Source organism: Pedobacter terrae (assembly GCF_036946585.1).
Lineage (GTDB): Bacteria > Bacteroidota > Bacteroidia > Sphingobacteriales > Sphingobacteriaceae > Pedobacter > Pedobacter terrae_C.
Genome location: NZ_JAQIIV010000002.1, coordinates 267,394 through 279,968, shown reverse-complemented (window position 1 = coordinate 279,968; position 12,575 = coordinate 267,394). Strand labels below are relative to the sequence as shown.

Sequence of the window (12,575 nt, the reverse complement as noted above, 5' to 3'; positions counted from 1 at the left end):
ATTGTATATACGGCGAAGGTGTAGGTATGGGGGTATCAGAAAGTTATTTTTTTTAAAATTCTTCGGAAACAGGCTCAACCAAATAAAAAGGAATGAGTTAATCACACTTATGGGACGTTAGTGATAATTTTTAAACAATAAAGTAACATAAACAACCAAACCCAATCTCGATTTCAGAATTCGAAGGGCTTTTTTAACCTGTGTTTTAACCGTTAATTCAGAAATACCTAATTCCAAGGCAATTTCCTTATGAGATTTGTTTTCTTTACGACTCAAAATAAAAATCTCACGCATTTTGGGAGGCAAAGCATCAATTTCCTGCTCTATCAATAATGCCATTTGCTTTTCGCGCACCATATAATCAGTCAATACATGATCTTGATCAATATAATCCTGCAAAGAATCTACATATTTATTTTCTACTTTTTGATGAGCAAATACATCCAGCACGCGGTTACGTACAGCTGTATATAAATAGCCTGATAAATTGCCATCAGGGGCTACCTGTACACGTTTAACCCAAAGTGATTCAAACAACTGGTGCAGTACGTCTTTTGCTTCTTCTTCATCATTTAAACGCTTGCTGGCGTGGATGAAAAGTAATCCATAAAACCGATTGTAAATTTCGGTAAAGGCGAGCTCATCACCTTGAGTTAACAAGTATGCCAATTTGCTATCAGAATATGATCGGTAAATACCCATAGAGATCACACAAAGATAATACAATACAATCGGTTTCATTGTATCACATTGTCCGTTATCTCGCTAATAACCTTACGTTTCCAATTTTTTACATACCCATTCAATGTAAAAGGCATCTCGATAGTTCGTCGAGCTCGGTGCAGGCCTCAAATAAAATTAAAGTCGAAACTACATTTAGAAGATGGCCTCATGCTGTCTAAAGAACAAAAAATATGATAACTTAAGCCAAAGCTTGAGGAGATAAAAAAATCCTATCTAAAAAAGGAGCGCTAATTTAGATAGGAAAGAGAGATAATTTAGATACTATGTTGTTTATAGGCAGCTATTAATTTATTCATCAATGTGATATGACATGTATTGAAATCCATGCATTTTCTCATTGTCTACTAATATCGCATTCTATTCTCATTTTCAACGCCAGCTTACACAGATCGGTGTGTTTCCGTTATAGATCGTGCAAATAGTAATCAAATCTGTAGTCAGTACCGACAAATATTTCGACCTCCGATCCAAGCATTTATACGTCAATATGAAAAATTTAGATCTACATACAAAAGATACATTTCTCTACTTCTAAATTTAAAATAAATTATTTCGTTTCTTTTTCAGGATCAGTAATTTTAAAAAATCTGACCTAAGCAGGCCAGTTGATCGTTTTTACCCAGATTAAAAATTTTCTTTTGGATTTAAGATACACTCTTGAAAAGAAAATTAAAGGTATTACAGGATAATTTTTCTATTTTCAATGCAAAAAGGTGTAAATTCGTTATATATACAAAAAAGATTAATAAATGATTAGGTGTATAGCCATTGACGACCAGCAAAATTCAATCTTAGGTCTTGAAAAATACATAGCGGATACTCCGAATATGGAACTTTTGGCTAGTTACACCGATCCTATGGCGGCTTTGAGTGAGCTAAAAAACATTGATCTGGTAGATGTGATTTTTATGGATATTCAAATGCCGCAGCTTTCAGGCATTGAACTTTCTAAAGCAATCCGCTCCAAAACCCGAAAACTGATCTTTACCACCTCACATGAGGAATATGCCTTTGAAGCTTTTGAAGCCGAGGCAGATGCTTATTTACTTAAACCTTATGGTTATGCCAAATTTGCGTTAACGCTGAACCGGGTTTTTGGGGACGAAATAGAAGATATTAAACAGGAAACCTACTTCTTTGTCAAAAATAAATCTGAAGCCCATAAAGCTGTTTTGGTTCGATATGCAGACATTATAGCTTTTGAGAGTTTTCACAATTACATCAAAATCCACACAAAAGAAAAAGTAATTATTTCTTACTTAAGTCTGAAAGATGTTAAAGAACAGTTAAACATCGAAAAAGGCTTTATTCAACTGCATAGGGGTTATATCATTTCCATCAATCATATTTTACATGTTGAAGGTACCAAGGTAACACTTTCTAATTACACTAGCTTTACGGTGGGCGACCTTTACTACAATGATTTCCGTGACTTTCTCAATGATAAACTGGTAACCAGCAAACGCAGTAAGTAAAGCTAACTATAGCTTAAAGCATTAAACTTAAATACGTATATCTACAAGAAAGCCCATCTAATTCTTGATGAGCTTTCTGTTTAATGCGAAAACAAATTATTTTACGCTATTTTTTTTATCTGTTACTTCAGTTCTAATTTCTTGAGCTAAAACTTTTAAATCTTGCATGGCTTTACGTACACGTGTACCCGCTGCAGCGTTACCGCCATCATAAAATTTAGTTACATCTGCTTCAACAGAAGAGATCAAATCTTGCACTTTTTTAAATTTGTCCATAATTTTTGTTTTATAGGATGACATCACATCCGTTAATAAATAATATTCCTTTCCGTCAACAATAAACGGGCCGCAAAACTATTGCTTTTTATAAATTAAACAAACGTTTATGCCACATCAATATTGCAAGCGATAATAAAACCGAATGAAAATACAAGAGTTAATTACCGGTTACTCGCATTTGATTACAGGATGTTCATTTTAATGTTGCAAAATTCATCATTAAGAAGTTAAAATCATGCAATTTAATGTTGTAATTATCTCTTATCTTGCCTGCAAATATGCAGTCGTTAAACCTTCTCATTAGTACCACTTGTTTATTCTTACTTTTATTCTCTATACATCTTTTTTTCGCTCAAAGAGGGAATAGATTATTAAACATATTACTTTCAGTTATATTTTTTGCAAGATTTGGACAGATCATCACCTCATTGCTCTTTAAAACTGAGCAATCCTATACTTTAGCCATCTTTCATCAAACTTTTACACCGTTTTATTATGCTGCTCCAGCTTGTTTTTATCTATACATTACCGGCTTTCTTCAAGATCGTAGAAGTTTGGAAAGTGTAGAGTGGCTTCATTTTGTGCCTGCGCTATTGGCCATTATCCATGTTATCCCCTGGCACATCTCTACTTCAACTGATTGGAATTTAGTAGGCACTCAATTAGCCTATAATGGTTACTTTTCGTTAAATGCTAAAACTGGTCTTTTTCCACCGTATTTTCATTACATCTTTAGGCCTTTATTGGTAATTAGCTATTTATGCGCAACATGGATTGCAGTAATGCAACTGAAAGATCAGCCCCAACAACTACTGGAAAGCGAAAGCAGAACATGGATTATCTTCTTTCTTCGGATTGCAACTTTTTTTCAGTTATTCGGTTTGGTACCCATAATCCTAAAATGCTTACACATCTCCTATGTTAATACTTATTTTATCGTAATTAACTGCCTGGCACTACTGCTCATTTTTTTATATACACTTCATAAACCTTATATTTTTTATGGTTATTTGCTTGTGGCGGTAGACTGGACTAAAAAATCTACACCCGAACAAACAGGTACTGATCATATCTTTGTTCCATTAACGGCAGATAATCCGATACGTAATTCTTCAACAGCAAAAAAAATTAACCTGCTAGATGAACAACTGGCTGATTATGCTTTTGCCATGAAAGAAATAATGGAAAGGGAAGAGCTTTACCGCCTTCACGATTTTCAGATTATTGATCTTGCCGCAAAACTTAATATGCCGATCCACCACTGCTCATTTGTGATCAACAAAAAGATCGGTAAAAATTTCCGCGATTGGATAAACGGTTACCGAGTTGATTATTTTTTAAAACAATACCCTTTAAGGTCGGATAAAATAACCATCGAAGCTATTGCGTCAGAAGCTGGCTTTAAAAGCCAGGCCACATTTTATAATGCATTTAAAAAGGAAAAAGGTTTGATGCCAAGGGCTTATTTCGCTCGAGAAATAAGCCATTAATGTGCTGTAAAACCATTTTTACTCTAACTATCGTATCGTTAGAGATTACAAACATCATATTCTGTAGTACTAAATAAAAAACAGGATACCTTTGGTTCCAGATCGTTATAGCTATATGTCTATTTGAGCGAGTATGCTTAAATCCGTTGCCAAAACTAACACAAGCACTAACTATGCCTTATTCAACCTCATTTTTACGCCCCCTTTTTGATTATCTCGAGCAAATCTGTCCTATATCTAATGTCATTAAAGGCGAACATGAAAAATGCTGTAAGCTTATTCATGTTAAGAAAAATAAATATATTCTTTCTCCTATAGATAGTAATGCTTTTTTATATTTTTTAGTAAACGGACTAGTACGTGGCTTCATTCGTGATGGTAAAAAAGATATCAGTACCTGGTTCAGTTTAGGAAATGAATTTATAAGTGCAATACGCAATCCTGATCAGCAGACGTGTCCTTCTATAGAATATCTTCAGGCCTTAGAAGAATGCCAGCTCATCTGCATTCCATACGACTTAATCGACCTGCTGAATAATAACTACCCGGAGACCAACCTAATTGGCAGAAAGCTGTTGGCACGTCATCACTACGCAGCTTCAGAGCGCGCTATTCTTTCACGTATCCCTAAAGCTATTGGTCGCTACCGTAAACTTCAGGATAGCGGCCTGGACATCGACAGAATACCACAGCGTTATCTGGCCAGTTACCTTGGAGTACGTGGAGAAACGATGAGCAGACTCCGGAATAAAGCCTTACCCAAAGATCAATAATTTAATTTGCAACTAATGCAAAGTCTAACAGATATAATACCAACATACATACAAATTCTTAGCTTTCCCGCTAATCAATAGCTTTTACCATAACAGTTACAAAAAATGAACATGGAAAGCGTTAAGTTATTTTAATCATAAGCACACTCAAATAAAACATAGCACCCATTCAACTTCTTTTGTTAAATTTGCAGCAATGATTTTATATAAAACCAACGAAGAAGTAGAACTGATGCGGATTAGTGCGCTGTTAGTGAGCGATACTCTTGCAGAAGTAGCTAAAATATTAAAGCCAGGCATTACTACCTTAGAGATAGATCGGGTTGCCAACGAATTTATACTGGATAACGGAGCTGTACCTTCCTTTTACAATTACAATGGCTTTCCTTTTCATATCATAACCTCTGTAAATGATGTGGTTGTACACGGTTTTCCAACCAAAGATGAATTAAAGGATGGCGATATAATTTCTGTAGACGTAGGTACGATTAAAAATGGTTTCCATGGCGATCATGCCTATACGTTCCTCATTGGTGAAGTATCACCAGCGATATTAAACTTGGTTAAAACAACTAAAGAATCACTTTTTCTTGGAATTAAGGAAGCTGTTGTGGGCAAACGCATCGGCGATATTGGTGCGGCTATTCAAACTCATAACGAAAAGCAGGGATACGGGGTGGTGAGAGACCTGGTTGGCCATGGCTTGGGTAAAGAGATGCATGAGGATCCACAAGTACCTAATTACGGCAGAAAAGGTACTGGTTTACTATTGAAAGAAAACCTGGTAATGGCCATTGAACCGATGATCAACATGGGTAAAAAAGATGTGTTTCTGGACGAAGATGGGTGGACAATCAGGACGGCAGACGGTAGTCCGTCAGTACATTTTGAACACGATGTATGTGTTAAAAAGGGCGAGGCACTTATTCTTTCTGATTATACTCCTATCGAGGCTGCAGAAAAGCAAAACAGCAACCTCAATACTACTTATTATTAAATGTAAGGTAAAACGCAAGAAGATCTTGTAAAGATTAGATCCCTTGCGTTTTACTTTTCTATATAATTTCCATCAAAAAGCTACCCTTTCTCAATTCCTGATTTGGTAGCCACAGGTTTTTTCTTCCTAAAAATAGGGAAAGTCATCGGACTTCTGGCCGGGCGTTCGTCTCCTAGTAATACACCCCATTGTTTAAATGACTCTGTACGATCGAAGATAATTTTCAATACCGCCACGATTGGCAAGGCAAGAAACATCCCTGATATACCCGCTATGCTGCCACCAATAAATACCCCAAGGATGGCAAATAGAGCATTTATTTTCACTTTTGAGCCTACTATACGTGGCATCAGGATGTTATTATCCAAAAACTGAACAAAAGCAATCACTCCTAAAACGGTGAGCACCGGCCACAATTCCTGCGATGAGGTGAGCGTTAGCAACACTCCTATCACGTTACCGATTAATGCGCCGACATAAGGAATCAGGTTCAAGATGGCAAAGATTACTCCAATTAACAGGGCATGTTTGATACCCACCAACATTAATATCCCGCCCAACAAAATAGTCATATAGGTGATCTGAATTAACAGGCCGATCAAATAACTTTTAATGATGGATTCTGTTTCATAAATGGCTTCCTTAACTTTTGGATGATCGTCTGCTTTAAACCACATAAAGATGAAGCGCAGTATGATGTCTTTATAAAAGAGCATCAGATATATATAAATAGGCAACAGACCGATAAACACAAAGATGCCGCTTAAGGTAACCGCAGCACCACCAGCCATTGAGGTACCCATATTCATCAAATCGTCGCTTTTGGCCTGGATGAAGGCTTTTTGCTGTTTATCATTGTAATGAGTAATGCGACTGATCCAATCACTTAGTGAGTTGATATGCTGGGTAACATTGGCCTTTATCTGGGGAAAATCTTTAACCAAAATCCCAATCTGGTTCGAAAAAAACCAAATAATCAAAGCCACAAACAAGGCCACCAACAAAATAGGTAAGATAATGGCTAACGATTCGGGCACTTTTTTTCTTTTTAAAAAGCGATACACAGGTAACAGCATAATACTGATGAAAAAAGCCATCAATATCGGCATGATAATGTCTCGTCCAATAACCATTACAGCTGCAATGGCAATCAGTCCCAATAATTCTATTGATCGTTTTACAGTTAGGGGTAAATTATTCGTCATAAAAGCTTATTCTGATTTTGAGATTTAAACACAAGGCAGGGTTGAAATGTTTTAAATAATTGCTTTGCATGTGGGGCTTTGCATTTGGTGGCGGGCATCAGTTTGGAACCAATTGACCGATTAAACAATTGACTGATTAACCAACGCTTAAAAAAATTACTTCCCTTACACCATATCCCCGTAGATTAGCTTTATTTTTGCAGCTTTAATACCACATATGAACAATCAAGATACCATTATTGCTTTATCCACTCCTTCTGGCTCTGGTGCCATTGGCGTAATTCGTTTATCTGGTCCAGAGGCTATTTTATTGACCAATACCGTATTTGCTGGAAAAGATTTGGAAAAGCAGGCCTCGCATACTTTACATTTTGGCCTGGTTAAAGATGGCGACCATATCATTGATGAAGTGGTAGCGGGTTTATTTGTTGCCCCAAAATCGTATACAAAAGAAAATGTGGTCGAAATTTCCTGCCATGGCTCTAACTACATTATTCAACAGATTATTAACCTGTTAATCAGCAAAGGTGCCCGGGCGGCCAAACCTGGTGAATTTACCTTGCGTGCCTTTTTGAATGGTGCTTTCGATCTAAGTCAGGCAGAAGCTGTTGCCGATTTAATCGCCTCTAATTCCAAGGCTTCGCATGATGTGGCCATGCAACAGATGCGTGGTGGTTTTGCCAACGAACTAAAAGGTTTACGCGAACAATTGATCCATTTTGCTTCGATGATTGAACTTGAACTTGATTTTGCGGAGGAAGATGTAGAGTTTGCCAACCGCGAACAGCTAAAAAATCTGGTAAACAAAATCAATTACGTTTTACAACGATTAATCTCCTCTTTCGAAATGGGAAATGTAATTAAAAATGGTATGCCCATTGTAATTGCAGGTAAACCAAATGTCGGCAAATCTACCCTACTGAATGCCCTCCTGAATGAAGAACGGGCCATCGTTTCCGACATTGCAGGTACCACACGCGATACCATTGAAGATGAACTTACCATTGGCGGCGTTGTTTTCCGTTTTATCGATACGGCTGGAATCCGCGATACAGCCGATATTATTGAAGCTTTAGGTGTAGAACGCACCTTAGAGAAAATGAAACAGGCCAAACTGATCATATACATGGCCGATGCGGCACAAAGCACTGCCGAAATCGAAGAACAAATCCGCGGTTTAGCCCAATTGGGTATCCCCTATTTAGTTTTGGTTAATAAGGCCGAACTCCTTAATGATATACAGCGCAAAGCTTTGGAAGCCTTAAACATCGTTTTTATATCAGCCAAGGAGAAACGAGGTATTGATGAATTAAAAAACACTTTACTGGAGCAGGTTAATTTACATCATATTAACACCAGCGAGACTTTAGTTACCAATATCCGCCACGTTGAGGCCTTAAAACAAACTGAACATGCCTTGCAAAGGGTTTTGTCCAATGTAGATAATCCGGTAACCTCTGATTTTCTGGCTATGGATATTAAACAGGCCCTGCATTATCTGGGTGAAATTACCGGAACCGTAACTACCGATGATTTGTTGGAAAATATTTTTACGAAGTTTTGTATCGGTAAATAGACTACTTGCTTTCATTAGCCGAATCGTGGTTCTTTGTTATTTAAACAAAGAACCATTTTCTTTTCCTACTGATTTTTTCGTTTTATTAAACATAAATTCATTTTTTCAATAGCCAGATTAGTCTAGTAAAGCCAACTGCAAGACATCTCTAATCACCCACGTACTATTTAACTTTTCGAAGAATGCTGATACAATTGCACCTCCGGAGTTTGCACCTTGGTAGCTTATTACAAATAATGCTTTATTATTTCTGTTGTTGAAAGCGATTGGAGAAAAGGATAAAATTATCTTTCTACTGCCGCTTTGTTTAAAAGTTTTAAACCAAGATTTACGGTCTGTTTTGAGTGTGTATTCTTTAATCGCCGAAGTATCTATTTTACTGAGGAATTCACTCCAATCTTTGTTATGCCAAAATTTGGTGTTGGTTGTATCTAAAGTATTTAGGGAAGGATTAGATAGATTGATGTTATGATAAAGCTGTCTGTTTGTTGTTGGTCTGACTATTTTCACAAATTTGGCCAACTGCATATGCCTTAGTGCAGCTTGATATAGCTTAATACTATCCAACCGGGTTTGAGCAGTTGCCATTGTAAAAATGCATAACATTAAAAGATGAACTAACGGTATAACTTTTTTCATTATGGATAAGGTTTTAATTTTGTTGATGTGAATGTATTATTTGGTTTTGTTATGCAGTTACATTGATCAAGTTAAAATTTTTAGAAATTTATAGTCGCGCTTATAGCAAATCCTTAAATTATTCCATAAAGATGAGATTCCAAAAAAATATCGATATGTTTTTATAACAATCCTTTATCTATGGCTTGAAAAAGGAGATATTTTAAATGAGGATGCTTTTGAACTTTTTCCGAATCGACGCACCGAAATATGACAGCGTCTATTAGAAAAAATATTAGCAGCAAAAATTATCCAATAAAGCTAAATATTGTTAGCTTTTAAAAGCTAATTAATAACATATAATCTGTAATCTATTTGTTGATTTTGAAATCATAGTATTTCATTGCTTTTTCTTTTAGTGGATTTGTACTCCACTCACTCCATTCTCCAGTGTAAGGGTCATATCCACATTTCAAAGGTTTAGAGGTATCTAAACCTTCTTCATTTTGATGCGTTTTTTCAGTAAAGGCCCGGCAGTCTGTGCATATATAACGGAATTCACAGTCTTTGCATATCTCTATATGATCTTTGGTGAGATTCCAATATTTTTTAAATCCAGCCATTTCTAATACTTTTTCTAAGCTAGTATTATGGATGTTTCCAAAATGATCTGGCATTAGCGGACAATTCTTTATATTTCCCTCTTTATCAATACCAATTTTCTTAAATAAACAAGAATTATAATTTTTACTCTCAAATATTTTGGTATTGTTTGTATTAAAGTACTTCAAATCAACAATTCCACAGTTTTTTATAGTTATATCATCTTTTGTATATTCTAAACTAAATTTGAGGTTTTCATTGGTAGAAAACGTAAATTGATCACAGTTATAAAGTACCAGTTTATAAATTCGCTTGCTCTTATTACTAAGGTCAAAAAGAAAAGCGTCATTAATCTCATCATGATAAGGGCAATATATTTCAATGCCTTCCAACGAGGTATTTTCGAAAATAAAATCAATCTCTTTCAACTCATCTTTTGATAACGGACGAATGCTATATATGACTAAATATCGAATATTTAAAGTGTTCATTGATAATCTAATTTTATGCAACAAGGAAAAATTATCCAATTCTAAAAATAGATTACTTATCACATCAGAACTGTTATAGTCAAAAGAAAGAGGATTAAAGCTGTTGTCCCAATCGTGATGGGAAATAAACCCGTATTCATTCTCTAATAAAAAGTCGATATATTCGTTAATAATTTCTCTGGAATCATGATCGTATTCTTTAATAACGTCTTCAATTGAGTTTAATTTAAGATCCTCAATTAAATCATAGAGATCAAGCGACTGTAACTCTGATACATTTCTTTCCAAATCAGAAATCAGTACTCTACTAGCTCCTTTTGTTATTAATACGCTGCTAAATAAATTAAAATATTTCATAACATTCTAGTAAAAGCCTTGAAAGGAGTTACTCTGGTCATAAAATCAGTTTGGAATTTGTCACATTTGACATAGAATATTTTGTTATTCAATTCTTTTGATTTTTTTGAGCCCAATTTGTTGAGATATTTAAAGTTAAGAGGAAGCTTATTCTTTTCTTCAGATAGTATTCTATTTTCCATATATTAGAGATAATCAGCTATTTCTTTTTCCAGTGTATAATTACACATATCGGATATTCCTAAAAATTGTCCTACAGGATTGACTTCTAAAAAATAGAATTTTCCATCAATTGATTTTATAAAGTCAATTGAACCACAATTATAATCCAGATCAGTCATTAAAATACAAATTTTATCGTGTATTTCAGGGGGTAGGGTATATCTAACATTTCTATTGGGCTTTCCATAATTATAGATTCTGTTATCTATTTTTGTCTGTTCATCATTTTGAGAAAATATTGCACATGACCAAACCTTCCCATTCAAATAGAAACATCTGATTTCAAATTCTTTCTCAACTTTTTCTTGAAAAAATGTTGGAAAAAATACTTCATCTTCATGCTTATCTATTATGGAAGTATATAAAATTCCATCAAAATCGTCAAAGGCAGACTTAACAATTATATTTTCAGAAATAGATTTGGTAATTGTTTTCCCCAGATTTATATTATCAGTAGTGTCAGCCAGAAAATAAGATGGTACATTTAATCCTGCCGCTACAGCTTTTTCTAAAATTAACAGTTTATTAGTGCGGTTATTACTTTGTTTATTTATATGTCTTTTTGATTCTAATTTTTTTATTACATAATCTTCCAACCAAAATTGTGTTTCATTCATAATCTCATTAACAGAATCATTTTGAAACTGTAATCGATTAAATTTTATCCCCCCTCTTCTAAACCAAACGCTAGTAATATCATCAATGTAAAATGAATTCCTTTGACTTTTAAGCAAAATTTTTTGATCAATTACTTTAATTTCAAATAATTCAAATTCATGAACCCTGATATACTTTTTATCAAAAATATGAAGCCATTTAATAACTTCATTTGTAGTAAAATCTTTATTCGCAGATAATATCAATATCATGTAGACAATAGGGAAAATAAAAAAACCGTTTCAAAAAGATGAAAACGGTTTAATTTTTTTTGAAAAATAACGGATTTAATTCACATCGAAACTACCTTCAGGAACTCCTACCGACAATGTTCTTCTTCCTAAATATTGTCCGGTTCCATTAGGCCCTGAATATACATCCCACTCTGCACATCCATCACCACAATCAACATTAGATCTGATAACAGATTTACCACCCTGAATAGATTGAAGATCTTTTAATTTTTTGTTTTCAAGAGAAGAAATTGTCTTCCTAAAAGAATTTAAATTTTTCATAATTGATTTGCTTTAGATATAAAATTTGAATTAAATTAAAGGCATTTGTAGGTAACAATAAAATTATTTGTAATATTTAATTTACTTTCTATACAACGAATATATACAATTAGATTTGATATTTTTATAACACGTTTTTCTAATTTTTAGAAAAAAAATTCTAAATTATTCTTCTTTCAAATATGGTAATAGGTGCAAAGCTTAAGCAAGCAAGAGAAAATAACAGAATGAGCCAGGAAGAACTGGCGCTCATTTTGAAAACAACGCAAAAAACAGTTTCCAACTGGGAAAGTGATAAGGGTCTTCCCTCATTGGATTATTTAGCCAAAATAGAAACTGTTTTGGGAGTAGATATTTTATCCTGGTTGGCAGAGAACGGTATTGTTTTTAATCACCATAACGAGAAAAGAGAGAATGCTGTAGTCAACAAAAAAAATTTTTCTGAAGAACTGAAGGAGCAATATGAAAAAAGGCTGGAGGATAAAGACAAGAACATAGAAGAACTTAAAAAAGAAATTCATTTTTTACGAAATATGCTGAAGATAAACTAAACGGTTATAAAAAATGAGACAT

At 34.5% G+C, this 12,575-nt stretch carries 13 protein-coding genes; 6 read left to right on the top strand and 7 right to left on the bottom strand.

What is annotated here, in order from left to right; genetic code table 11:
* Positions 1 to 117 precede the first annotated feature (117 nt).
* On the bottom strand, positions 118 to 741 hold the full coding sequence (locus PGN18_RS03755) for an RNA polymerase sigma factor (RefSeq protein ID WP_335318021.1): 624 nt from the start codon (positions 739 to 741) through the stop codon (positions 118 to 120).
* Positions 742 to 1,493: 752 nt separating this feature from the next.
* Here PGN18_RS03755 and PGN18_RS03750 point away from each other — a divergent pair.
* Positions 1,494 to 2,219 (top strand): LytR/AlgR family response regulator transcription factor, encoded by a 726-nt coding sequence (locus PGN18_RS03750; RefSeq protein ID WP_335318020.1) that lies wholly within the window; start codon positions 1,494 to 1,496, stop codon positions 2,217 to 2,219.
* A gap of 96 nt (positions 2,220 to 2,315) precedes the next feature.
* On the opposite strand, the gene PGN18_RS03745 is transcribed toward PGN18_RS03750, so the two are convergent.
* Positions 2,316 to 2,495, bottom strand: a complete 180-nt coding sequence (locus PGN18_RS03745; protein WP_335318019.1) for a histone H1 — start codon at positions 2,493 to 2,495, stop codon at positions 2,316 to 2,318.
* Positions 2,496 to 2,926: 431 nt separating this feature from the next.
* Between PGN18_RS03745 and PGN18_RS03740 the strand changes: the two genes are divergently transcribed.
* The 3 genes from PGN18_RS03740 (at position 2,927) to map (ending at position 5,758) form a co-directional block, all read left to right on the top strand.
* Positions 2,927 to 3,988, top strand: a complete 1,062-nt coding sequence (locus PGN18_RS03740; protein WP_335318018.1) for a helix-turn-helix domain-containing protein — start codon at positions 2,927 to 2,929, stop codon at positions 3,986 to 3,988.
* 173 nt (positions 3,989 to 4,161) lie between these two features.
* Positions 4,162 to 4,761 (top strand): Crp/Fnr family transcriptional regulator, encoded by a 600-nt coding sequence (locus PGN18_RS03735; RefSeq protein WP_335318017.1) that lies wholly within the window; start codon positions 4,162 to 4,164, stop codon positions 4,759 to 4,761.
* A 196-nt stretch (positions 4,762 to 4,957) separates the two neighbouring features.
* The gene (gene map / locus PGN18_RS03730; RefSeq protein ID WP_335318016.1) at positions 4,958 to 5,758 is read left to right on the top strand and encodes a type I methionyl aminopeptidase; all 801 of its coding nucleotides are present in this window, start codon (positions 4,958 to 4,960) and stop codon (positions 5,756 to 5,758) included.
* 80 nt (positions 5,759 to 5,838) lie between these two features.
* Here map and PGN18_RS03725 read toward each other — a convergent pair whose 3' ends face one another.
* A complete protein-coding gene (locus tag PGN18_RS03725; protein ID WP_335318015.1) occupies positions 5,839 to 6,963 on the bottom strand; it encodes an AI-2E family transporter in 1,125 nt (374 codons plus the stop codon).
* 217 nt (positions 6,964 to 7,180) lie between these two features.
* Between PGN18_RS03725 and mnmE the strand changes: the two genes are divergently transcribed.
* Positions 7,181 to 8,539 (top strand): tRNA uridine-5-carboxymethylaminomethyl(34) synthesis GTPase MnmE, encoded by a 1,359-nt coding sequence (gene mnmE / locus PGN18_RS03720; RefSeq protein WP_335318014.1) that lies wholly within the window; start codon positions 7,181 to 7,183, stop codon positions 8,537 to 8,539.
* 117 nt (positions 8,540 to 8,656) lie between these two features.
* Here the strand turns inward: mnmE and PGN18_RS03715 are convergent, their stop codons facing one another.
* From PGN18_RS03715 to PGN18_RS03700, 4 genes are all read right to left on the bottom strand, one after another.
* The gene (locus PGN18_RS03715) at positions 8,657 to 9,178 is read right to left on the bottom strand and encodes a hypothetical protein (RefSeq protein ID WP_335318013.1); all 522 of its coding nucleotides are present in this window, start codon (positions 9,176 to 9,178) and stop codon (positions 8,657 to 8,659) included.
* A 350-nt stretch (positions 9,179 to 9,528) separates the two neighbouring features.
* Positions 9,529 to 10,608 carry a grasp-with-spasm system SPASM domain peptide maturase gene (gwsS, locus tag PGN18_RS03710; protein WP_335318012.1) on the bottom strand — a complete coding sequence of 360 codons (1,080 nt, stop codon included), beginning with the start codon at positions 10,606 to 10,608 and terminating at the stop codon, positions 9,529 to 9,531.
* Positions 10,609 to 10,793: 185 nt separating this feature from the next.
* Positions 10,794 to 11,699 carry a grasp-with-spasm system ATP-grasp peptide maturase gene (gene gwsG, locus PGN18_RS03705; protein WP_335318011.1) on the bottom strand — a complete coding sequence of 302 codons (906 nt, stop codon included), beginning with the start codon at positions 11,697 to 11,699 and terminating at the stop codon, positions 10,794 to 10,796.
* A gap of 75 nt (positions 11,700 to 11,774) precedes the next feature.
* Positions 11,775 to 12,002: a hypothetical protein gene (locus PGN18_RS03700; protein ID WP_335318010.1), complete on the bottom strand. Its 228-nt coding sequence runs from the start codon at positions 12,000 to 12,002 to the stop codon at positions 11,775 to 11,777.
* 182 nt (positions 12,003 to 12,184) lie between these two features.
* On the opposite strand from PGN18_RS03700, the gene PGN18_RS03695 reads away from it, so the two are divergent.
* Positions 12,185 to 12,553: a helix-turn-helix domain-containing protein gene (locus PGN18_RS03695; protein ID WP_335318009.1), complete on the top strand. Its 369-nt coding sequence runs from the start codon at positions 12,185 to 12,187 to the stop codon at positions 12,551 to 12,553.
* Positions 12,554 to 12,575 lie beyond the last annotated feature (22 nt).